Origin of the sequence: Alteromonas sp. MMG017, assembly GCF_018100795.1 — a bacterium.
In the GTDB taxonomy this organism is placed as follows: domain Bacteria; phylum Pseudomonadota; class Gammaproteobacteria; order Enterobacterales; family Alteromonadaceae; genus Alteromonas.
On the sequence record NZ_JAGJDY010000003.1, the window covers coordinates 319,245 to 343,146 of the forward strand.

20 protein-coding genes and 1 riboswitch are annotated in these 23,902 nt (G+C 44.5%); of the genes, 11 read left to right on the top strand and 9 right to left on the bottom strand.

The genetic code is table 11. The annotated features are described in order from the left end of the window. Window positions 1–133 precede the first annotated feature (133 nt). Both J8L84_RS06120 and J8L84_RS06125 read right to left on the bottom strand, forming a co-directional pair. On the bottom strand, window positions 134–3,244 hold the full coding sequence (locus tag J8L84_RS06120; protein ID WP_211069903.1) for an efflux RND transporter permease subunit: 3,111 nt from the start codon (window positions 3,242–3,244) through the stop codon (window positions 134–136). A 3-nt stretch (window positions 3,245–3,247) separates the two neighbouring features. Next, window positions 3,248–4,309, bottom strand: a complete 1,062-nt coding sequence (locus tag J8L84_RS06125) for an efflux RND transporter periplasmic adaptor subunit (protein WP_211069904.1) — start codon at window positions 4,307–4,309, stop codon at window positions 3,248–3,250. Window positions 4,310–4,454: 145 nt separating this feature from the next. Here J8L84_RS06125 and J8L84_RS06130 point away from each other — a divergent pair, with 145 nt between their 5' ends. From J8L84_RS06130 to J8L84_RS06150, 5 genes are all read left to right on the top strand, one after another. Beyond that, window positions 4,455–4,976, top strand: a complete 522-nt coding sequence (locus J8L84_RS06130) for an NUDIX domain-containing protein (RefSeq protein WP_211069905.1) — start codon at window positions 4,455–4,457, stop codon at window positions 4,974–4,976. 116 nt (window positions 4,977–5,092) lie between these two features. Further along, the gene (locus J8L84_RS06135; RefSeq protein ID WP_211069906.1) at window positions 5,093–5,860 is read left to right on the top strand and encodes a class II aldolase/adducin family protein; all 768 of its coding nucleotides are present in this window, start codon (window positions 5,093–5,095) and stop codon (window positions 5,858–5,860) included. A gap of 66 nt (window positions 5,861–5,926) precedes the next feature. After that, window positions 5,927–7,111: a mandelate racemase/muconate lactonizing enzyme family protein gene (locus tag J8L84_RS06140; RefSeq protein WP_211069907.1), complete on the top strand. Its 1,185-nt coding sequence runs from the start codon at window positions 5,927–5,929 to the stop codon at window positions 7,109–7,111. A 61-nt stretch (window positions 7,112–7,172) separates the two neighbouring features. Then, window positions 7,173–8,459 carry a hypothetical protein gene (locus J8L84_RS06145; RefSeq protein WP_211069908.1) on the top strand — a complete coding sequence of 429 codons (1,287 nt, stop codon included), beginning with the start codon at window positions 7,173–7,175 and terminating at the stop codon, window positions 8,457–8,459. Then, window positions 8,456–8,809, top strand: coding sequence for a hypothetical protein (locus tag J8L84_RS06150; protein WP_211069909.1), 354 nt, complete (start codon window positions 8,456–8,458; stop codon window positions 8,807–8,809). The genes J8L84_RS06145 and J8L84_RS06150 overlap by 4 nt, the downstream gene beginning before the upstream one ends. A gap of 110 nt (window positions 8,810–8,919) precedes the next feature. Here J8L84_RS06150 and J8L84_RS06155 read toward each other — a convergent pair whose 3' ends face one another. Both J8L84_RS06155 and J8L84_RS06160 read right to left on the bottom strand, forming a co-directional pair. After that, window positions 8,920–9,789, bottom strand: a complete 870-nt coding sequence (locus J8L84_RS06155; protein WP_211069910.1) for an amidohydrolase family protein — start codon at window positions 9,787–9,789, stop codon at window positions 8,920–8,922. Then, complete coding sequence (locus J8L84_RS06160) at window positions 9,786–10,535, bottom strand: SDR family oxidoreductase (RefSeq protein ID WP_211069911.1); 750 nt, start codon at window positions 10,533–10,535, stop codon at window positions 9,786–9,788. Before J8L84_RS06160 ends, J8L84_RS06155 begins: the two co-directional genes overlap by 4 nt. 245 nt (window positions 10,536–10,780) lie before the next feature. Here J8L84_RS06160 and J8L84_RS06165 point away from each other — a divergent pair, with 245 nt between their 5' ends. After that, window positions 10,781–12,541, top strand: a complete 1,761-nt coding sequence (locus J8L84_RS06165) for an acyl-CoA dehydrogenase family protein (protein ID WP_211069912.1) — start codon at window positions 10,781–10,783, stop codon at window positions 12,539–12,541. Between the two features lie 87 nt (window positions 12,542–12,628). On the opposite strand, the gene J8L84_RS06170 is transcribed toward J8L84_RS06165, so the two are convergent. Beyond that, window positions 12,629–13,162: a DUF3016 domain-containing protein gene (locus tag J8L84_RS06170; RefSeq protein ID WP_211069913.1), complete on the bottom strand. Its 534-nt coding sequence runs from the start codon at window positions 13,160–13,162 to the stop codon at window positions 12,629–12,631. 309 nt (window positions 13,163–13,471) lie between these two features. Further along, entirely contained in the window at window positions 13,472–13,837 is a 366-nt protein-coding gene (locus tag J8L84_RS06175; protein WP_211069914.1) for a hypothetical protein, read from the bottom strand. A 321-nt stretch (window positions 13,838–14,158) separates the two neighbouring features. Between J8L84_RS06175 and ccoG the strand changes: the two genes are divergently transcribed. The 5 genes from ccoG to J8L84_RS06200 all read left to right on the top strand — a co-directional run bounded on the left by ccoG (window position 14,159) and on the right by J8L84_RS06200 (window position 20,355). Beyond that, window positions 14,159–15,592, top strand: coding sequence for a cytochrome c oxidase accessory protein CcoG (ccoG, locus tag J8L84_RS06180; protein ID WP_211069915.1), 1,434 nt, complete (start codon window positions 14,159–14,161; stop codon window positions 15,590–15,592). After that, window positions 15,589–16,560 (top strand): serine/threonine protein kinase, encoded by a 972-nt coding sequence (locus J8L84_RS06185; RefSeq protein ID WP_211069916.1) that lies wholly within the window; start codon window positions 15,589–15,591, stop codon window positions 16,558–16,560. Before ccoG ends, J8L84_RS06185 begins: the two co-directional genes overlap by 4 nt. Window positions 16,561–16,604: 44 nt before the next feature. Next, window positions 16,605–16,821: riboswitch (cobalamin riboswitch) on the top strand. Between the two features lie 51 nt (window positions 16,822–16,872). Continuing rightward, window positions 16,873–18,798, top strand: a complete 1,926-nt coding sequence (locus J8L84_RS06190) for a TonB-dependent receptor (RefSeq protein WP_211069917.1) — start codon at window positions 16,873–16,875, stop codon at window positions 18,796–18,798. Between the two features lie 200 nt (window positions 18,799–18,998). Continuing rightward, window positions 18,999–19,631 carry a thiol:disulfide interchange protein DsbA/DsbL gene (locus tag J8L84_RS06195; protein WP_057793918.1) on the top strand — a complete coding sequence of 211 codons (633 nt, stop codon included), beginning with the start codon at window positions 18,999–19,001 and terminating at the stop codon, window positions 19,629–19,631. Between the two features lie 121 nt (window positions 19,632–19,752). Further along, entirely contained in the window at window positions 19,753–20,355 is a 603-nt protein-coding gene (locus tag J8L84_RS06200; protein WP_211069918.1) for an HD domain-containing protein, read from the top strand. A gap of 209 nt (window positions 20,356–20,564) precedes the next feature. On the opposite strand, the gene J8L84_RS06205 is transcribed toward J8L84_RS06200, so the two are convergent. The 3 genes from J8L84_RS06205 to J8L84_RS06215 all read right to left on the bottom strand — a co-directional run bounded on the left by J8L84_RS06205 (window position 20,565) and on the right by J8L84_RS06215 (window position 23,892). Continuing rightward, window positions 20,565–21,740 (bottom strand): alginate export family protein, encoded by a 1,176-nt coding sequence (locus J8L84_RS06205; protein WP_247670620.1) that lies wholly within the window; start codon window positions 21,738–21,740, stop codon window positions 20,565–20,567. A gap of 274 nt (window positions 21,741–22,014) precedes the next feature. Continuing rightward, window positions 22,015–22,881, bottom strand: coding sequence for an ABC transporter ATP-binding protein (locus tag J8L84_RS06210; RefSeq protein WP_211069920.1), 867 nt, complete (start codon window positions 22,879–22,881; stop codon window positions 22,015–22,017). A gap of 15 nt (window positions 22,882–22,896) precedes the next feature. Beyond that, entirely contained in the window at window positions 22,897–23,892 is a 996-nt protein-coding gene (locus tag J8L84_RS06215) for an ABC transporter permease (protein ID WP_211069921.1), read from the bottom strand. Between the last annotated feature and the right edge of the window lie 10 nt (window positions 23,893–23,902).

The window sequence follows — 23,902 nt, forward strand, 5'->3', positions numbered from 1 at the left end:
ATTAGTGTATAAAAATATATACCTTAATACCGCACGACTTTTTGAACTTTTTAGTGCTTATTGGTCAAGCACTGAGCATAACCGTATGGAATAAGCGTTTAAAAAACACGCTCTTGCCCTTACTAATAGGGGCTCAATTTTCCTCACCCTTACGGTAGGGAATGTCAACTTCTAGGCGTTCTATTTCAGTACTTCTTTGCTGTGGCGATCCGGTATTTCGGGCTAGCCAACTGTAAGCGGTAGGCACTACGTATAAAGTCATGAAAGCTGAAACCAGCACGCCTGCCGCGATAACCATACCAATTACCATGCGACTTTCCGCACCAGGCCCAGAGGCAAACACTAAGGGCAAAGAACTAAATACCGTCGTAAAACCAGTCATAACGATTGGGCGAAGACGCTGAGCAGCGGCACGTCGTAAGGCATCTTCAAAGTTCATACCGGCATCTCGTAGCTGATTAGCAAACTCCACAATCAAAATACCGTTCTTCGCCGCAAGGCCAATCAACATAACCAGGCCTATTTGGCTATAAATATTAAGTGTCATCCCGGCAAAGAATAAGCCGATAAAAGCACCTACCAGCGCGAGCGGTACGGTTAGCATTATGACTAACGGATGCACCCAACTTTCAAATTGGGCAGCAAGAATGAGGTATGTAACAGCTAACGCCAGCATAAACACATAGACAAAGGAATTCCCTTGTTCTTGATAAAGTTGTGACTCGCCTTTGTAGTCGATAGACACATTGTCAGGCAGCTCTGTGCGTACGATATTTTCAAGGTAAGCCAAGCCTTCTCCTAATGTATAATCGCCGGCAAGGTTTGCTGAAATAGTGACAGCTCGCATGCGGTTATAGCGATTTAAGCGAGACGACGTCGCCTGCTCTTCGAAAGTAAGCAAGTTGTCCATGGGAATAAGCTCGCCGCTTCTTGAAGAGCGAACATAAAGATTATCGATACTATTTGGGCTTCTGAAATCAGCCTCTATCCCCTCGATAATCACATCATACTCTTCGCCTCTATCTAAGAATGTAGATACCGTACGTTGCCCTAACATCACTTCTAAGGTACGGCCAATATCACTAATAGACACACCCAAATCAGCGGCTCTGTCTCTGTCGATATTGACCAGAAGCTGAGGTGATGTTTCTTTATAGTCAGAATCGATACGAACTAAGTTTCTATTTTCTGATGCCTTTTCAATGAGGATGTCACGCCACTCAACTAAGTTCTCGTAGGTGTCACCTTGCAATACGAATTGCACAGGTCGGCCGAAGCCTGCGCCTGAAATCCCACTTCGCATGATGGCAAATGCTCTTACATCAGGTACGGCATCAAGCTTCGCACTTATTTCATCCATCAATGTGAAGGTGCTAAAATCACGCTCATCCCAATCAGCAGAGCCAATAATAGCCATACCAGCATTGTTACCAAATCCAGGTGTACGTACCAGTAACCTGCCTATTTTACCGCTTTCACGGTAGGGCATTAGGATGTCTTCGATAAGTTTTAGATTAGCAGCATTACTTTCGAAACTAGCCCCTTCTTGCGAATTCATTAGAATATAAAAGTTACCGCGATCTTCTTTTGGTACGAATTCGCTGGGTAACTTCTCTGAAATCTGCACTAGCGCAACCACTGAAACAATCAGTAGTAGCACCATGATAAACGGCTGGTGAATAGTGCTTCCCAAGCTTTTGAAATAGCGATTTTCGAGTGCATGAAAACGCTTATCCATCCAAGCGCCAAACCCTGCTGAACGGGTACGTTTCTTTAGAATTTTCGACGCCATCATGGGCGATAATGTTAATGCGGTAAAACTAGAAAACGCCACAGCAGCAGCAATGGCCAGGGCAAACTCAGTAAACAAACGCCCAACATTCCCTTCAAGAAACACCAAGGGTACAAACACAGAAATCAGTACCAAGGTAGTTGCAATAACTGCAAAGCCAACCTCTCTCGCACCTCGATAAGCGGCTAATATGGGCGGCTCCCCCATTTCTATACGCCGGGAAATGTTCTCAAGTACCACGATGGCATCATCTACCACCAGCCCAATTGCCAGCACCATGGCAAGTAAGGTAAGTAGGTTGATAGAGAAGCCTAACGCGTACATCACAATAAATGCAGCGACCAACGACACGGGTACGGTGACCGCAGGAATCAGTGTGGCGCGTACATTGCCCAAGAAAAGGTAAATAACAATCACCACCATAAGCATGGCTATGGCAAGGGTTTCGTAAACTTCGTTAATCGATGCTTCAATAAACACTGAGGAGTCATAGCTAGGCACAATGAAAATATTGTCCGGCAATGTTTCTTCAATCTTTCTAATTTGCGCTTTTGCTGAGCGAGCAACATCTAAGGTATTGGCTTTTGACTGCTTTATAATGCCCAATCCAATCATGTTAACGCCGTCACCTCTGAACTCGGTTTCGTCGTCTTCAGCCGCCAATTCCACATTCGCAATTTCACCTAAGCGAACCAGGTATCCATCGTCTCCTACCGCAACCGTTAGGGCCGCAAAGTCTTCTGGCGATAAGAAAGTACGGGCTACACGCACTTCAAAGTTTCTATCTAGCGACTCAACTTCACCGGCAGGAAGTTCAACGTTTTCAGAACTGATAATACTTTCAACATCAGTTACGGTAATGCCTCGCGCAGCCATCGCATTTCTATCAAGAAATACTTTCATGGCATAGCGACGACCACCACCAATTTGGACCCGCGCGACCCCATCGGCTACCGATAAGCGGTCTACCAAGAAGCGTTCTGCGTAGTCGGTAAGCTCCATGGTATTAAGATTCGTACTGCGTAAGTTGTACCAAACAATCGCGCTTTGATCGGAATCGGCCTTTGAAACTTCTGGGGGATCGGCCTGATCAGGTAGGTTATTTAACGCCCTACTCACTCGCTCTCGCACATCGTTGGCGGCAGCGTCGATATCTCGAGATAATTTAAATTCTATGGTGATATCAGAACGCCCATTGGTGGACGTTGAGGTAATATTTTTAATCCCCTCAATACCCGAAATTCGGTCTTCGAGTAATTGAGTTATGCGAGTTTCAACAATATTGGCCGATGCGCCCGTGTATTTGGTTGAAACCGATACAATAGGCGGGTCAATATCTGGGTATTCACGAAGGGCCAGCATAGAAATGGCGACCACGCCAAATATAATCAGCAGCAGGTTGATAACCGTTGCAAATACCGGTCTTTTTACTGAAATGTCAGATAACAACATGGCTTAACCCTCGTTGTTACGGTTAAGAACGTTAACAGCAGACTGGTCGCGTACTCTAAGCGTGCCTTCTGTTATCACTTCGTCACCAGCTTTAAGGCCTGACACAATTTGAACAATACCAGGGCGGCGTTCACCAATCAACACTTCACGCTGATGGGCAACGTCGTCTTCTACCACATACACATATTGAATATCTTGCACTGGCACTAAGGCTTTCTCAGGAAGAATAAGCGTATCAAGCACACGTTTTTCAACCACGATAGTAAGTAACATGCCTGGTCTTAATCGCTGGTCTTTGTTATCGATAATGGCGCGTACGCTAATTGCGCGGCTGATGGGATCTAATCGGGTATCAATATGCGTAATTTCGCCGCTAAATCTTTCACCAGGATAGGCCACCGATGTAGCAGAAACCTTCTGACCTTTCGCTACACTCGCCAATTGATTTTCGGCAATACTGAAATCAACTTTTACTACGCTAATATCATCAAGGGTAGTTATAACGCCAGCGGGCTGAACCAATGAGCCAATACTGACTTGTCGTGCGCCCAGCACACCTGAAAATGGCGCGCGAATTTGTAAATCATCAACCTGTGCTTCAGCGATGTCTAATTGCGCTTCTAATCCTTTTACCCGTGCTTGTTGTTCATCAAGCAGCTGCTCAGATGCGGCGCTAGATTCACGTAAATTAAAAATACGGGTGTATTGACGCTTTGCTTCATCAATATTGGCGCGCAATTCAGCAACCCGAGCCAACTCTTCATTGTTGTTTAGCTGAATAAGCACTTGGCCAGCTTTCACACTATCGCCATCTTCGAAGTTAACTGAGCGTACGGTTTCGGTAACTTGTGCAGTGACCGCTATCGATTCATTCGCTCTGGCAGTGCCAAGGGCTTCAATAGTAATCGCCATTGCGCCTTGCTCTACCAATATGGTTTTCACTGTTGTGGCTAAAGGACCGCCTTTTTTCACCTCTTCTTCTGCAGGCAAGTTTACATAGACAACCACAGCCGCTAACAATAAAGCCCCTATTAGTAATGGAGATAGTAATTTGCGTGAAGACATAACCTTTCCTATTGGTAAATATGCACCACGTGATAAAGTAACCAAGTTGGTGCATTAACGAGATTCAGGGGCGCGTTCAAACCAAAACCTTTATCTACGTTTTTATTATTATTAATTTTTTCTGAATAGTATTTTACCCAAACTAATGAGTATCAATTTTCGCTTATCATCCATTTTGGTAGTTTTAACGCTTTTTGGATGTACAAAGACGGTGCCTGAAGCGCCTTTTTGCCGAAGCACGAATAACGATGAGCATACTCAAAGTGCCGCAGCATGCATCATTAAGGTGCAAAGCAAAGCGCTTTTGATTAAACATCGCCTTTCAAATCGTTTAGATTTTCCCGGTGGTGGAAAAAAAGATGGCGAATCATTAGTTTGCGCAGCCCACCGAGAAACATGGGAAGAAACAGGTTTCAATGTCGAGGTCGGTGAAAAACTGGCCGTTACACAAAACGGTCTTGCGCTATTTGAGTGTACATTAAACGCTGGGGTAGAACACTTGCCAGATGTGTTTGATGCGCCGCCATGGGCAAAACTAGAAGTGATTGAATTAGTACAAGCCGATCCCTTTTTACTCACTCATATCGAACTTCGCTTTCCTGATGACCTTATTGCGTTTCGCGATAGCTTTAATAAAATTGAAGTGAGCCAGTCCCAGCAAGAATAATGTGTGAGTAGTTGTGCCAATGCCCTTGCTTTGGTAATTTGACTACCCGCTGATATCAGAAGGCATTAAGCCATCATTATCTTCATGTTTAGCCTACGATATTTAGGAGACAGGCCGTGTATTCATTAGCTCCTCTTAGCCTTAAAGGCAAAGTGTCTGAAATAGAATGGCAAACCCGCGTCGATTTAGCTGCATGCTATCGACTGGTTGCTGATATGCGTTGGGGTGACCTTATCTATACGCATATTTCGGCGAAAGTCCCCGGTACCGACCATTACTTAGTTAACGCCTTTGGTTTAGGGTTTGACGAAGTGACAGCGTCTAACCTTGTCAAAGTAGACCTTGAAGGTAACATTCTTGATGACTCACCTTATCAAATAAACCCAGCTGGATTTACTATCCATAGTGCCATTCACGAAGTTCGTCACGATGCACTCTGTGTTATTCATTTGCACACACTCGCCACCATTTCGGTGGCATCGGTAAAAGGCGGTTTAAAGCCTTGGAGCCAGTATTCTTTATTTTCACTTCCCTCGCTGTCTTACCATAGTTACGAAGGCTTAGCAGTGAACGATAGTGAAAAGAAAAGCCTACAAGATGATTTGGGCGATACCAATCATATGCTATTGCCTAATCATGGAGGGCTAACAGTAGGCCCCACCGTAGGCGATGCGTTCATGCGCTTTTATGATTTACAAAGGGCTTGTGAAATTCAGCTGGCACTCATGCAGTCGAATGAAGAGGTTATTGATATACCACAGCCTATTATCGACGGTATTTATCAGCAAGCCAGCGTAGTTCACAGTGGTGAAACCGGCGGCCAGAAAGCCTGGCCCGCCATGTTAAGAAAAGCCTATAAGCTTGACCCTGGCTTTTGTGAATAATCCCTTTTAAGCGTCGTTGGCAGTGCCGCTAGCAGCGACTACAAATAGACAATAGAGAAACAATAAATGAAAGTAACCAAAGTAGAAATATTCGATATTGAGTGCCCCAAACGCCCAGCATGGAACCCTGTTTTTGTGCGAGTGTATACGGATGAAGGCATTGTCGGTGTGGGTGAAGCGGGCTTAGCTTATGATTGGGGTCATAGTGCTGCAGCGCACATGATCAAAGAAATTGCCGAAGCCATGTTAATTGGCTTCAACCCATTTCACACAGAGCTATTGTGGTCGCGTATGCTACGTGAAGGTTTTTGGGGCTTAGGTGGCGGACCTGTTATTTATGCAGCAATGAGTGCCATTGATACTGCACTTTGGGACATTAAAGGCAGAGCCCTAAGCTTACCTGTGTACGAATTATTGGGCGGAAAAACCAATGGCAAACTACGCAGCTATGCTAGCCAGTTGCAGTTCGATTGGGATAAAGAAGTCACCAAGCTTAACGACCCTGCAGATTATGCTCGTGCTACCGAAAAAGCATTAAAAGACGGCTACGATGCGGTAAAAGTAGACCCTATTGTTTACGATAAAGATGGCGTGACGCATTTCGATCGCACTAAACTTTTCTCTAAGCCAGAATTAAAGTTATTTAAAGCTCGCTTACAAGCTATACGCGACACCATGGGTGAAGACGGTGATATTATTTTTGAGTGCCACAGCTTGTTAGGGGCATCTACCGCCATACAGCTTGGCGACATTGTTGAAGAAATTGGCTGCTTGTATTACGAAGAGCCTGTGAATTACCTAAATTCAAAACTACACGATAAAGTGGCTAAAAATGTAAACGTACCGATTGCTGGTGGTGAACGCTTATATCATCGCTGGGACGTGCGCCCATATTTAGAAGACCAATCTATTGATGTACTGCAGCCTGACGTAGGCCTGTGTGGCGGGTTTACTGAAGCGAAAAAAGTATGTGATTACGCCGACATCTATGACGTGCGCATTCAAGCACATGTCTGTGGCGGACCTGTGGCGACAGCAGCCAGTTTGCACTTGGAAACCGCAATACCTAACTTCTTAATTCACGAACATCACACTTATGCCATTAAAGACTGGAACCGTGAGCTTTGTTTACAAGACCCACAACCTGTAAATGGCTTTATTGAAGCGCCAGACACGCCTGGATTAGGTATCGATTTAAATGACGAGATTGTTTACCGCTCGCCTCATATGACAGTAACAGAACTTAAATAACGAAACGCTTAGATTGGGGCAATGATTTTTGCCCCGCCTGTTTTCAAGGATAAGAAGAAGTATGTCAGCCTCGGCTTCCTCATCGGCTTTATTGTACTCACCGCCCGTCTCTATTGTTACGTATACGCCTATCGCGTTAACCCGTAAATTCAGTGCGCTTACGCCGTCTTTAACCAGCAAAGTTGAAGAAGTCATGCACAGCCAAGATTGGGTACTTAATCAAGAAAGTAAACTGGACATGGGCTATGTATCTACCGATTCTGACTTATTAAGCCCCATGTTTACCCCATTAGCAAAACTTGAAGTCGATCATGAAAGTCCAGCTTTTCAACATGCATTTTCAACCCTAGAAGAAATAGGCCTTAAGCTTCAAGGTTTAAATTTACGCTTATATCAAACAGGCATTGCTACCTTACAAGCGACATTGGCACCCGCATCTCAGGAACAACTCACTCTATGTTGGCAAAAGATTGAAAACAGAGATATTGAACAAAGCCTGTCTTTAATTTTACAAGCGGCAGGAGGTGTAATGATTAACTTGCTAAACACCACCTTTGATACACTAAGTAAACGCTGTAAATTATTGACCTCTGAACTCACCGACAGTGACGCGGTATTGTGGACCGGCCGTTGTTATATTACTCGCGTTCCAGAATCTGCCGTAGAAGCCAAACAGGCGTTCTCAATTATTCATGAATGTCCGCCTAGCAACTACGAGAACGATGAGGCTTTCTTTCGTTCGGGAAATTGCCTATTTTTAAACAATGATATTTCACTGTCGTTGGATAACCGGCGGGTTCTGTTTTTGCTTCAGCATTTCAATGCGATGTTGTATGCCTATCAACAATCGATGAGCAACGCGTACCATCAGCTGCAATCGCTTAAAGTTCTGTCGACGGGGCGGCGCAGAAAAGCCCTTGAAAAGTTGATCCAGCGCATGGTTTCAATTAGAACCCTAGAGTATATTCGATTGGAGTTTTGTGATTCGCTTCGAGGACTGCAAGGAAGTCGAAAGCCACTCGCGAACGCACTCATAGATGCATGGGAAATTAATGCCGTAGAAGAGAGTTTGCTTGATAGGGCAGCCTATATTAACAACGCCATATCAAGTTACGAGAACCAACTTAATCGTGCTATAAATAAATCGATTGAAGTAATACTCATGCTAATTGGGGGTATTTCTTTGGTGGATATTACCAACAACTTTGTCGCCGCATCACAATCTGTGAAGCATGATTCAACGTGGGGTATCTACGATATATTCTCGCTAATGTCATCTGAAAATACGGTTAACCTAGCCTTAATAGCGGTGCTGTTAATGGCCTTACTATTTGCGAAGAACAAATGAATAAGCGCACAAAATTTACCATTATATTGACACCAGGCACACACGCATACGAACCAGTAAAAGAAGCGTTAAACGAATATTTATCCACCTATTATGGTGGATGCACGCACTTTGATTGTGAAGGGTCTTGGCGCGAAGATGCGTGCGAATTCAAACCTCGTTACGACGCCAATTTAATTACCGAGAAGTCACTGTGTGTGTGGTGCGCGGTAATGCCAGATAAAGCAGAGCGCTTTGTGGATGAGCTTCGTGCATTCCTCACTATATTGAAAAAACAGCAAAGCGCAGAGTTTAGCTTTATTCATATTGAAAGCCAGACAGTGGCCGCCCACCATCAACTTATAGACTAAAAAGCGATATATAGGCGCAAGCCCTTGGGTGCCCGCTCTTGGGTGTAAGCTCTTAGCTGCAAGCTAGCGACGTAGCACTATCGCTTAAAATCGTGGCTGACATTAGTCGTTTAGATATCTAGGCCATACCAACGAGCGGTATTGTTTGCCAACAAGCTGCATTTCTCGTCAAAGGTAAACTGCGCCAGCATTTTTTCATATTGCAGCCAAAGCGCTTGATAACTGTGGCGCCAGTTAGAAAGTGGAAAATTGCTTGCTAACATTACTCGCGACACGCCAAATATAGCTATCGTTTCCACGACAATATTTTGCGCACTGAGCCAATGCCAATCTCTGCACTGCATTTCCCACCCTGAGAGTTTTACTGCCACCCGAGAACACTGAGCGAGTGCGTTCATATTAATTCGCCACTGCTTAATGTAGGTAGCGGTAACAGCAGAACCTAACAGCGCTGAACCTGCGTGATTAATAATGACTGAAAGTGCGGGCAATGCCTCTAATAACTTTAATAACGCTCTTACCGCCTCGCCGTCACCCAAATCCAGTTGGGCATCGAAAGACAATCCATATTCGCTACTACGCTTAAGCGCATGTTTTGTTTTAGGGTGGGTTAATATAAAGTCGGCTTGTTCATCTAAAATATGGCGAAGCCCCGCGACTGAAGAAAACCCTGCCAATGTTTGAATATCAGACAAGGTCCGTTCACTACATAAATCGATACTGGCAACGCTTTTAAACGGCAGTTGGGCTCGTTGTTCTAAATACCGGATCTCACGCCAAGGACGTTCATTGTCGAACCCTGCTTCAACATGCACGTAGCCTGCAAGAGTGTGACCACTAGAAAGTGTTAAGCTTCTTTCATCACATGATGATGCAATGGCTTGCTTGTCGTGCCAATACGGCGGATTTTGCGGCTTAAGCCAGTGGTAATCACCCGCCTCAAGGGCAAAAAAATGTAGATGACCATCGACGATATTCACTTGGCGGTATAACCGCCGTCGACAGCGTGTAAACTTCCGGTAATAAAGGTCGCTTTATCACTGCAAAGAAAATACACCAGTTCAGACACATCTTCGGGCTGGCCAATACGACCAATAGGTTGCTCAGCGGCCTCTTGGGCTACAACTGCGGTTTTATCGGCCCCTGATGCTGCTACATATTTATCGATAGCGTGGTGAAACAAGGGCGTTTCAATCGTACCCGGGCATACCGCATTAGCTCTAATATTAAAGGGGGCATAATCCAGTGCCGTGGTTTTAGCTATAGACGCTAAGGCAGACTTAGTTAAACCATAGGCAAAAGAGTTCTGCTTACCGACAAAACACTGATCGGATCCCATCACCACAATAGCCCCACTTTTTTGAACTTTCATAGTAGGTAGTGACGCTTTAATTGCCCCATACGCGCCTTTAATGTTTAGGCTCATTATCTTATCGAGTAGTGCTTCATCGGTGTCTTCAATGGTTGCCGACACGTGCATACCTGCGTTACACACCAATGCATCTATACGACCATATTTTACGGCAATATTATCGATAGCATGTCGCACTTGTTCCACGTTACTGACATCACAAGCCACCCATTCAGCGTTAGTTGGTGTGTCGTCAAAATCTCTTACATCCAGGTTTATCACTCGGTAGTCATTTTCACTAAAGGTATTACAAACCGCTAAACCTATTCCTAAACTTCCGCCGGTAACGACACAAACTGATTGCCCGTGGTTCATAAGTTCTCTACTTCTTAATACATGGAATTAACTATAGTTATAGGATGCCAGCGAGCTATTGAAAAGCAAGCTTTGCCACAGATTATGATGCCCCTGTGGTTTAAATTTAAAGGGATTGAACAGTTGTTGTGCAAATACAGCCATATTATTTTTCATTAACTTTCCCTTAACGGGCTACTCTGTCTATGCTTTTTGTGTCTATAATGTGGCAAAATTAAAACACTTGTTTGAAAAGGGAGTCTTCTATGCCTCTGTACCACGCCCCTACTACCGATTTTCAGTTCTTACTTAAGGACTGGTTAGGCCTAGATGCCCACTATGAAAAATTGGGTATCAGCGATTTTGATAGCGAACTGGCCAACGAAATTATTTCGCAAGGCGCTAAATTCGCCATTGACGTTGTAGCACCATTAAACCGTGAAGGTGATGAAGAAGGCTGTAAGCTGGAAGACGGAAAAATCACCACACCGAAAGGCTTTGCTGATGCCTATCAAGAGTATGTAGCAAATGGCTGGAACGCCATGTTAGGTACGGCAGAATATGATGGACAGGAACTTCCCTACACCATGGCGGTACCTGTACATGAAATGCTAAATGCCGCAAACCTAAGCTGGCGTTTAACAACGATGCTGACAGAAAGTGCCACTTTGGCGGTCACTAAACATGCTAGCAAGGAATTGAAAGATAAGTATCTCGCTAAACTCATCAGCGGTGAGTGGACAGGTACAATGAACTTAACAGAACCTCATGCGGGTACCGACCTTAGCTTACTGAGTACTAAGGCTGAACCGCAAGGTGACGGAAGCTACAAAGTAACAGGTAATAAAATCTTTATTACTGCGGGCGATCAAGATTGGAGCAGCAATGTTATTCACTTGGTACTCGCTCGCTTACCCGATGCGCCTAAGGGCGTAAAAGGCATTAGCTTGTTTCTAGTGCCTAAACTAATGCTTGATGAAAATAACGAACCAAGCACTGCAAACTCTTTATCTGTGGGCAGTATTGAACACAAGATGGGTATCAAGGCGAGCCCAACCTGTGTGATGAACTTTGACGACGCGACAGGCTGGTTAGTGGGTGAAGAAAACCAAGGCTTAGCCTGCATGTTCACTATGATGAACGACGCTCGTTTCCAAGTGGGTTTACAAGGCCTAGGAGCTGCAGAAGCTTCTTACCAAGGTGCGTTAACGTATGCCCGTGAGCGCGTTCAATCTCGTGCGCCGCAAGGTATTCAAAACCCTGATGGCAAAGCCGATCCTATTGTATTTCAGCCTGATGTAGCCCGAATGCTACTGACGCAAAAATCACAAATTGAAGGTAGCCGCGCACTGTCTTTGCTATACGCAAAGTACATGGATATCGAAAAATTAGGCACTGACGAAGAAAAAGAAAATGCAGATAAAGTGCTGCAGTTTCTTACGCCAATCTGCAAAGCCTACATGACAGATATGGGCCTTGAAACTACCAGTATCGGGGTGCAAGTTTTTGGTGGTCATGGATTTATCCGTGAGTGGGGCATGGAGCAATTGATGCGTGATGTTCGTATCGCCATGTTGTATGAAGGCACCAACGGTATTCAGGCATTAGACTTAATTGGCCGTAAATTAACCCGCGATGGCGGGCAAATGATGGAAGCTACTTATCAGGCGTTTGCTGAGCTAGTTGCTGATATTAGCGATGCTGAAAGTAAAGGACTGGCGCAAGGCTTACTTGACGATTGGCGCGCATCATCGGCTGACTGCCTAGGTATGGATGGCACTACAGCAGCGGCGGCAGCAGCAGATTACTTAGCCTATTCTGCCTACTCGCTAATTGGTGTGCTGTGGTACAGCATGGCAGATAAAGCGGCGAGTACAGATAATGCTGTGCTAGCTTCTTCTAAGCAGAAAACCCGTGATTTCTACATGCAGCGTATATTGCCTCGTCGCAATGCGCATAAACAAGCGTATTCAGCAGGCTATGAAAGCACGTTGGCCGTATCCGGCAGTGAGTTTGATTACATTTAATCAAGCAGATAAAACTAAAAAACCGCCTGTATAGGCGGTTTTTTATTCATATTGATATAGCAAATAACAGCTGGTCGCTAAACGTAACTACTTATTAGCAACAAGGCTTTCTGCAAACGTATCGTTAAACCAATCTTCAATCATGTTCTTTTCGTAAACCAGATTATCGCTGGGTAACCTACGATTAACGGTATTCATGAACATCATATCTTTAATCTTAACCTCTTCGCTCTTAAGCACTGTGCTGTCACCGCCTGTAAGTACATATGAGAATGACATTCTAGGAATGTCTATTTCTTTAATGATCCTGACATCCGTAGCAGACTGCCCCATACCAACAAAAGATGCAGGCCACACCTGACCGGCTAAATCCAAATCAGTGACGGTAATTGACAGTTTTTGATCGTCAGGAAGCTTTTCTGCCAGTTCAGTAAAAAACTCATCGAGCTCTTTAAAAGTGCGTTCTCTAAAGCGAGTTAGAGATTCATTCGATGGCTTAACATCTCGGTAAGACTTTGGTTCTTCCCAGGTTACTTCAACCTGTGCCGCTTGCAGTACACCAGACATACCCACGCTGGCGAGCAAGAGCGCAGATACACTCGTTAACTTAGCTATTTTCATGTAACCCCCTACCTCGTTTCTAAAAACCCGGTATTAGTCAGCGACAAAAAACTGAGTAAGCGGGTAACGGCGCTTAGTGAAGCATGGCTTCAACTTATAGCAATGTTACTACTTTTATCACAACTATATGCTCAATAATAGCACAGGTAGCTGAACGTAGAATGAATGGCTTTATCTATATACAGGGTAATAGTGGGAAAGGATTGGAAGGTACGACGACAGAAACAAAGAAGAGACTAATACAAGAAACAACACCTTTAGCGCCAATTATTTATCAGGCTCCAGTAACTATTTATCGGGCTGCAGTAGCTATTTATCGGGCTGCAGTAGTTTAGATTGCTCTATCATTACGCACAACTGCTGGCGCTTGCCGCGGCTAAAATTTGGGTTTATATCGGTGGTTTCGCAATATGCGATATGAAAGCGCATGACCGTTGAACGACTTGCCAGAATTCTTCGAAGGTAGTTTGCTTCGAATTCTTTTAAAGGCGCAAGCTGCGCCGCCGCTTGATCTCTTAACGCATCTAGCTCTCTTTGTTCAGGTAACTCAGAAATAGAAACAAACCAACCTGAGACGGTACTTTGTATATCTGAAAAAAAGTATTGAACAAAAGGCGATCGAAGCACAATCACCAATAATACAATTTCGGCACAGATTACAAAGAAACGAAGCATTTAAAATTATTCCACTACTATACTTAATTCAAACAACGCAGCTATCGTTAGTTATTTTCAACAAACATTTTCGTCAAAAAAATCAAAAGGATAATTACTTGTATAATTTTCATTCGGTATTAAAAACTATTATCGCCATAGTAGTCAACTAGCATTAAGTAAAGATAGATTGATAAAATCTAATTTCTGAACTTTCAGTATTGACTGAAAGATAAATAAAGCTGATCATTAGCCCTATCATTGATCTATGTTAAACACGCTGAATTTTCAGCTGTTATAATGCGCCGCGCAATACAAGAAGTTGGCTAAGGTTTTGAAAAAATGAACGAACAAATTCCGGTTAAAAACGTTACTCCAGTTAAGGTGCACAAACCCGCATCAACCACTGAAGGGAAGCGATACGACTCACGTAGTCGTATTTATGTTCGTGCGGTTAAAGGCCCTCTTGAAACATTCAGACGTTTTTTCGGTTTGTTTTTTCTCGCCATCTTCGCCGCTATTCCTTGGATAAGATTTAATGGCCAGCAGGCAGTGCTACTTGATATTGTCGAGCAGCGCTTCTCTATCTTTGGGTTAACCTTATGGCCGCAAGATTTAACCTTGCTTGCCTATATCTTCATCGTGGGCGCATTCGCGCTGTTTTTCGTGACGACCTTTGCAGGTAGGGTGTGGTGCGGCTTCATGTGCCCTCAAACTACCTGGGTGTATATCTACACTTGGTTTGAAGAGAAGATAGAAGGCCCTAGAAATAAACGTATTAAACTAGACGCACGAAACATGGATGCGGATAAGTTTATTCGCAAAACCCTCAAACATACGGCTTGGGTGGCGGTTGCCCTACTTACCGCACTCACCTTTGTGGGGTATTTCACCCCAATCGGCGCACTCTTTGTTGATTTTTTCACCTTTAACACAGGCTTCTGGGCCGGGTTTTCAGTGGTCTTTTTTGCAGTGTGCACATATGCCAATGCGGGTTACATGCGAGAAATCATGTGTACCCATATTTGCCCTTATGCCCGTTTTCAATCGGCCATGTTCGACAAAGACACCTTTACCGTCTCTTACGATGCCAAACGAGGCGAACAGCGAGGCCCTCGCCCTCGTAAACTTAGCCATGAACAGGTACACGAAAAAGGCTTGGGTGACTGTATTGACTGTAACCTCTGTGTGCAGGTTTGCCCCACCGGCATCGATATTCGAAACGGTTTGCAATATGAATGCATTAACTGCGGTGCGTGCGTAGATGCCTGTAACGGCGTAATGGATAAAATGGGTTACCCCAAAGGGCTTATAAGCTTTACGTCGGAAGAAGAGCTAGCGGGGGGTAAAACACACATCGTGCGGCCTAAGCTGATTGGCTACCTTATCGTGCTTATTGTCATGACAGGATTATTGGTTGCTGACATTGTGACCCGCGTGCCCTTAGAAATTGATATTATTCGCGACCGTAACTCGTTATACCGTGAAACGAATGAAGGGTTAATTGAGAACGTTTATACCGTTAAAGTATTGAACAAATCTCAGCAAACTCATACCTATACCATTTCGGTACAAGGGCTGCCTGAATACACCTTTATTGGCAATAAAGAAGTGACTGTGCAAGGTGGTGAGGTTTATAGCACACCGATTTCGGTTGCAACCGACCCGTATAATCTGGAAGATGTGGTAACAGACATTCAATTCACCGTTACCACTACCACCGATTCAGGTGAAAGCGTTACGGTTAATGAGCCAACCAAATTCCTTTATCGATGAAAGACTTTTCGTTTTCTGGATTAGATCCAGACACTATATTAGATGCCCTGGAAACTCAGGGCATTTTTCTTCAAAGCGGCTTACTTGCTCTCAATAGTTATGAGAACCGGGTTTACCAATTTCAAGCCGATGATAATAAACGTTACGTGGTTAAGTTTTATCGCCCTGCCCGTTGGACAGACGCGCAAATTTTGGAAGAACACAGCTTCGCCCAAGAACTTGCTGATAACGAAATTCCGATTGTTACGCCCTTAGCGCTAAACGGAAAAACCCTTCACCACCATGGCGATTATCGCTTTACGGTTTTTCCTTCTGTGGGTGGGCGCCAGTTTGAGAACGATAACTTAGATCAACTGGAATGGATGGGCCGCTTTATTGGCCGTATTCACCGCGTATCTCAATCGAAAACCTTTAAACAGCGCCCAGATATCGATACCCAAAGCTATTTAGATGAACCTCGTCAGGTTCTTGAGAACAGCACCTTGCTTCCAGATCATCTCAAAACAGCCTTCTTTGCTATTTTGAACCCTGTTATCAGTGCCGCTTCCTCTGCTTATAAAGCCACCGACATTATTCGATTGCACGGCGATTGCCATCCTGGAAATATTCTATGGCGAGATGGTCCTACCTTTGTTGATTTAGATGATTGCCGGATGGGCCCTGCTATCCAAGATTTATGGATGATGTTAAGTGGCGACAGACAGCAACAACTATTGCAACTTGATACGTTGATTGAAGCCTATGAAGAATTTCAGCCATTTAATACTAATCAACTTGCGTTAATAGAACCCCTTCGCGCCATGCGAATGGTGCACTATATGGCATGGCTGTCTCGCCGCTGGGAAGATCCAGCCTTCCCTCGTGCCTTTCCATGGTTTGCCGACGATAAATACTGGGAAGGTCAAATTCTTGCGCTAAAAGAGCAACTCTCTGCCATGCAGGAAGCGCCCTTGAAGCTTGGATATTAGCTCGCTAAACCTGAACACACTCGCTATTTATTAGGCACTTAAGCTATACTCCTTCGCGCTTAGGTGCCCATCTATGGGTTAAACGGGAAATCAGTGAAATCTGATGCTGCCCCCGCAACGGTAAACTCAGTGTGAACACACACATTCTCCTTAACACGCCACTGTGTCATCGGTATTAATGTCGCGACATGGGAAGGCAGAGAAACCATACACAGTATTGGTGAGTGAGCCCGGATACCGGCCTAACTTCACGGCAGTTATTCTGCTTACATTCACCCTTGTACTCGGGCGGAGTACATAGCGAGAAATACAATGAAATTTCAAACACACTTTACCTGCACTGCAGTTTACGCTGCCGTGGCAACACTGCTGTCTGCACCTGTTTTAGCGCAAACTCCTGACACCATAGAAACACTTACCGTTACTGGCACCCGTTTACCTGTACAAATAGCTAAGCTGCCTGCATCGGTAAGCGTATTAACCGAGCAAGATATTCAAGCCTCAGGCGCTGTACAACTTACCGATTTAATTCGTGGCCTACCTGGCGTAAGCCTTTCCCAATCTGGTAGCCCAGGCGGCCTTACCGAAGTTCGTGTTCGAGGCAGCGAAAGTAACCACTTACTCGTGCTTATTGATGGCGTGGTGTCTAACGATATTGGCCAAGGAAGCTTGATAGACTTGGCCCACTTAACCTCGGCTAACGTGGTACGTATAGAGCTACTACGTGGCCCGCAAAGTGCCTTATGGGGCAGTGGTGCAATTGGTGGTGTATTGAGTATCACCACCAAAGCAGGTGAAGGAGCCAGTGCAAAACCTAGCATTAATTTAAGTGCGGGAATAGGCACACAAGGTACTTACCAAGGCAGCATTAATGCCGCCACGCAAAATGGCGATGTGGCTGTACGCACCTATGCCAATTACCTAAAAACAGATGGCGATAACATTTCCCGCGTGGGTAATGAAGATGACGGTTATGACAACATGACCGCAGGCATCAACGTTGATTACGCATTGGCTGATGCTCACACGTTAAGTGCGAAATTTCGCAGCACCCAATACGAAAATGATTACGATGGTACTGACTATGCCATCACTGGGTTACCTGCTGATGCCGACAATGTGACTGATGGTAGCCAGCTTAGTACTAAACTAGCTTGGCGCTACGCGCCAGATGCATCGGCCTATGCGTCTACCATGTCTTTCGATTACCGAAAAGACGACAATGACAATACCACATCAGGTGCCGATGCTGGTGGTACCACGGGTGAGCGCTTAGCCCTAAATTGGACAAGTTTTTACAACTTTGATAACTGGCAAGTAGCGGGTGGTGCTGAATACTTACAACGTTTGTTTGAACAACGTGGCCCTGTTGTATTTGGCGATCCGAATCAAAAACAGCACGACAATACGACCAGCTTATTTGGTGAAGCCACTGGTGACCTCGTTGATAATGTTTTTGCGACTTTAAGCGCACGGTTCGACAACAACAGTGAATTTGATGACGCCGTTAGTTATCGCGCAGGCCTAACGTGGCAAGTATCAAAAACCTATGCGCTATTTTCAAGCTACGGTAAGGCGATTAAAACCCCAACCTTTACTGAGCGATTTGGCTATTTCCCAGATAGCTTTATTGGTAACCCAGACTTAACGCCCGAAGAGAGTGAAGAGTGGGAAGTTGGCGTAAAAGCAAATTGGGATTCGGTTACCGCACAAATGAGTGCTTATAGCGCCCAACTTGAAGACGAAATTAATGGCTTCGTTTATGACGCCACCCAAGGCGTGTACACCGCTGCCAATGTAGATGGTGAAAGTAGTCGTGATGGCGTAGACGTTGAAGTAACTTGGCTTAGCGATTTAGCGAAGGTGTCGGCGTCTTATAGCTATTTAGACGCTGACCAAACCAGTTTTGGCATTGCCAGCACAGAGCTTCGCCGTGCACGTCATCAAGGCGCATTGTCGGTATTGTCTGATTTAGGTACCGAGAAATTTAGCCTTTATGCAAAATTGGCCTATACCGGCACCCATTACGATACTTACTTCCCTCCCTACCCTGCTAATGCAGAAACCTTAGGACTGTCAGCTTATACCCTAGCGTCAGTTAACCTTGGCTATCAAGTTTCTGAAAAGTGGGCATTATCATTAAAAGTGAATAACCTTTTTGATACTGACTACGAGGATATCGTGGGCTATGCAGGACAAGAACGACGTGCATTGCTATCGGTGAGCTACAGCTACTAGTAATACCTATTCCGTCACTTTTTAAACTCAAATAGTGACACTTTATTCGCTTCTTCTTTACGAAGAAGCGAAACTTTCCTCTCAGATATCATCCATTCGTTGCATTTTTCCGCTCGCTTGTCGCGTAAACTAGTGCCCAATAAAAGCCTGTGGTAACCTCAGCATTGATAGATAGATTTGAAATCAAAGGATTCAATTACATGAAGAAGTTTGCAGTATTGTTTGTAATGGCAATGCTTTTGCCATTAACCGCATGTGCCCAAGAGGGTACAGCTAAATGGAAAGAAGGTACCCATTACACGGTATTAGATGAAGAAGCGACTAAAAAGCCAGTTATCACAGAATACTTCTCTTTCTGGTGCCCACATTGCTTCCAATTTGAGCCAATCGTAAAACAAATTAAAGAGAAGAAAGGCGAGAACACTAAGTTTGAAAAAGTGCATGTTAACTTTATGCGCTTTACCGGCCCTGACGTTCAAGATGCCGCGACGCATGCCATGTTAATTGCCCGTGCAATGAAACAAGAAGATGCAATGAACACAGCTATCTTCAACTACATTCATAAGCAACGCGCAACCATTACCAACCTTAAAGATTTGCGTAACATCTTTGTGGTAAACGGTGTTGATGGCGCTGAGTTTGATAAGTTAGCCACCAGCTTTGGTGTCAACAACATGATTCGTAAGAACCAGCAGCTTATCGATAAGAACCGAGACTACCTTTCAGGCGTACCAAGCTTTGTTATTAATGGTAAATATCAGCCTAAGTTTACTGCTGAAATGACCTTTGATGATATTGCTGATTTGATTGTTTGGTTATCTGAGCAAAAGTAATTTCCATAGATGACTGAAGTAGGCTGCAACATGCCTATTTCAGTGCAAAATTAAATGGGCCGTAGCGGTTATCGCTAAGGCCCATTTTCATTTTTAATATGTAAAAAAGCAGGAGCGATTCATGTCGTTTTTACCGGAAGATTTCAGTGCCTTTATTTGCGAATTAGACAAACTAAAAAGTGTTAAACGCCAAATAACATTGCCATGTGATGGCGAACGTCAGGAAAACTCTGCCGAGCACAGTTGGCATGTTGCGCTTATGGCCAGTACATTGGCACATTATTCCGAGAAACCTATTGATGTCGCTCGGGTGATTCGTATGATTTTGATTCATGATGTAGTGGAAATTGATGCAGGTGATTTGTTTGCCTTCAACGACGCCGCAGAACACGACGCGCAAGCAGAAAAAGAGCTTGATGCGGCAAAGCGTATTTTTGGCTTACTGCCCAGTTCCTATGCCGAAGAATTATTATCACTATGGGTAGAGTTTGAAGAAGCAAAGACCCCTGATGCCGAGTTTGCCAAGGCAATGGACCGAGTGCTTCCTGTGTTTCAAAACATGCAAAATCAAGGTGGTAGTTGGAATAAACATGCTGTTACCAGAGATAAGATAGAAAAGCGTAACTTACACTTGAAGCATTGTGCACCTAAATTATGGGATTATGTGACGCGTCAATTAGATACCGCGGTACAGAACAAGTGGCTGCTTCCAGCAAAAAGCTAAAGCGGTTAAACCTCTTAAACGCTTCGACCTTCGCGTTCATAAGCGACAAAAAAAGTGCTAGAGAGTCTATTCTCCAGCACCTTTTTTATAAGTCTTTTGTATGGGCCCGTTGGTGTGTCTGTTGGTAAATTTGTTTTGTCGGCCCTGCTGGTGGCGCTTAGTTGATGTCGCTTTTTAAAAAAACGTCATCAAACGCCCTTCAAGCATGATTAAAAACGCGTACTTGCCCACACCCATAACTTATTGGCGTCTACTTTGATATCACCAGCTGAGTAGCTACCATACTTCACCGCAAGAGTGACCTTATCCACCACTTTAGTCACGTACTGTACGTTAATTTCGCTACCTAAATCATCTACCTCCGCTGTGGCTTCATCGGCACTAAAATCATGATAGGCCAGCAACCATTTACCTCCAGCTAATTTTCCGGATAAAGAGAAAGTAACATCTTGAAGACCTTGTGCAGGTGTACCTAAGAATTGATCTGTCCACCCGTTAAATTTATGCAGGGTGGCCAGTGGCGTGGCAAAACCATATGCACCATCGTCAGAGCCTAACAACTCATAATCAATCTTTGCGGTAATACCTGAAAAGGTAGCTGCAAGGTTTGCATTAATGTAGCTAGCATCATAGTCGGTAGCGGTTTCACCAGAGCCTGACTCACTGCTTTGCGTAGCAAATTCAGCGCCGTATGCCCAATTCACTGTCTCACCTTTCATGCTTCCGTTGTAGCGAATACCGTAGGTATCAAGCGCATTGTCGGTGTCATTATCAATTTCTAATAAATAACCATAAGCGGTAAATTTTCCTACCGCGGTTTTGAAGCTCGCGTTGAATAAATGATCTTTTGAATCAAAATCAGCGGCTTGTGCAAAAATTCGATTTCGCTGGGTAAGGTATCCATAAAAGAAATTCACTTTCTCGTTAAGCGCATAGGTAGCAGTTACACCATCGAAGGTCTGCCTATCTTGACGCCACCCCACATGTCCAACAAACCTGTGATTATCGAGGGCAATTACTTGTCTGCCCCCTTTGAGTGTTAGCTTTTCATTTTTGTACTGAATAAAAGCTTGATCCACTTCGGTGGTTTCAGGGTCTGCAATCACTGAATACTCACCTACGTTATAACCTGTAGGGCCTACTGTATAATCGCCTTGCCCCATAACAATGCGGCTATCTTCCACTTCTGCGGTAAAAGAAAATCCATTTAACGTACCCGATTTAAAACCTAAGCGAGTACGAAGCGTTAATGCACTGGCGTCATCAAGCGCATTATCTTGGTCGACTGATTCATAACGTAAGTTCAAGTCTGCCCATGCAGAGGCTTCGCTTAATACATCGTGCCAACTTTGGGCAAACGATGGCGCACTGAAACATGCCAACATAGCGCTTGTCAGTGCTGCTTTTGCAAAGCGCTTCTGTACCGGTTTACATCTATTTGTTGGTGCTTCTGTTAGCTGGGCTGATGGTTTTATATCTTGCGTATTCATGTGCGTTCCCTTGTTATTAACGATATTAACGTTTATTGGTTAGCGTTCTTATTGACGATTTTTAGTTAAGGGGCTCCCTCCCAGTTAAAAATGGGATGAGCACCTAAGGGTTTAAATAAGTTTTAGCGACTTATGCTGTAGCGCTTTGAATTAGCGTTAAACGCCTAACTCAAGCTGCGTCGGATTTGCTGTTCGCTTTCTTTGCAGAACCACCTCCAGCTTGAGTAGATTTGATATGGGAAGACACCGGCTCAATTTTTTTTTGCTTATCATACAAAAAGGTCAGTACTTCATGTCGGTAGTGGTTGTACTGGGGGTTGTCAGCAAGTTTAAGTCTGTCTCGGGGTCTAGGCAGCTCGATATCAAGGACTTCGCCTATCGTCGCTGCAGGGCCGTTATTCATCATCACGATTCTATCGGAAAGCAACACGGCTTCGTCGACATCATGGGTGATCATAATCACTGTATTCCCTAAATCAGCATGAATTTCCATTAAAGAGTCTTGCAGGTGCGCGCGCGTTAACGCATCTAACGCTCCAAAGGGCTCATCCATGAGTAATACTTTTGGTTCCATCGCTAAGGCCCGAGCGATACCAACACGTTGCTTCATACCCCCAGATATTTCACTGGGTAATTTATCAAGGGCGTGGGTCATATGCACAAGCTCTAAATTGTGCATTATCCAATCTCGCATTTCTTTTTTAGGCTTGCCACGCATAGTGTGCTTTACCGCCAATTCCACGTTTTTATAAACGCTTAACCAAGGCAATAAGGAGTGGTTCTGGAAAACAACTGCACGTTCTGGCCCAGGTGTTTTTACTTCAGCACCATCGAGTATAACTCCGCCTGTGGTAGCTTGGTGTAAACCCGCCACAATATTAAGAACAGTTGATTTACCACAGCCCGAGTGACCGATTAATGAAACAAACTCACCTTTCGCAATTTTAAGGTTTACATCAGTCAGTGCCGTAAACGGGCCTTTCGGTGTAGGGAAATCGATGCCTACTTGTTCTAATTCCAAGTGTTTAGCTTGCATGTTCTTTCTCCTTAATTACCGTAATACGCTGGTTTTGTCCCAGCTCACTGCACGTTGAACCGACAGCATTATTCTATCTAGTATGAAACCGATAGCGCCTATAGTAAGCACCGCTACCATGATGCGAGCCAGAGATTCTGAGCTACCATTTTGAAACTCATCCCAGACGAACTTACCAAGGCCCGGGTTTTGCGCCAGCATTTCTGCTGCAATCAATACCATCCAGCCGATGCCAAGTGACAATCTCAACCCTGTGAAAATCATAGGAATAGAAGAAGGCAGAATGATTTTTGTTAAATGAGACATGGGCGTTAAACGCAGTACTTTACTCACGTTAATCAAGTCTTTATCAATAGCAGACACACCCACCGCAGTGTTAATTAGCGTGGGCCAAAGGCAGCATAAAGATACCGTGAGTGCCGATGTTACAAATGACTTTGAAAACATAGGGTCGTCGCTAACATACAGCGCGCTCACGACCATAGTGACCAATGGTAGCCATGCTAAAGGTGACACGGGTTTAAACAGCTGAATGAGCGGATTAATGGCCGTATAGGCTGACTTACTCAGTCCACATAAAATTCCCACGGGTACAGCAATCACTGAGGCAATAAGAAACCCCACCATGACGGTGTAAAGACTTGTCCATATTTGATCAAAGAAGGTGGGTGAACCGGTAAACTCACGAGTTTTTGGTTCGTAAGTTGGGTCTTGTGCAACTCGCGCGGCATTGCGCTCTTCTTGTCTTGTGTAAAACGCATCAGCTTTTTCTCGCTGTGCACTGTGCTCAGTAATAAGTGATCCTGCCTGCTCCCATACTTGAGCAGGACCAGGAAATTGCCCGAGCGAGGTATCAATACTTTTTGCCACACCATTCCAAATAGCGAGGAACATCAAAAGGCCAATAAGAGGCAATAATAAAGCGGGCGCTCGACTATAGACTGCCCCCATGGTACCGCTCATCGGTGACTTGGCTGGCGAAAAGCTTAATATATTTGCCATCTTACTCATGTTGTTCTCC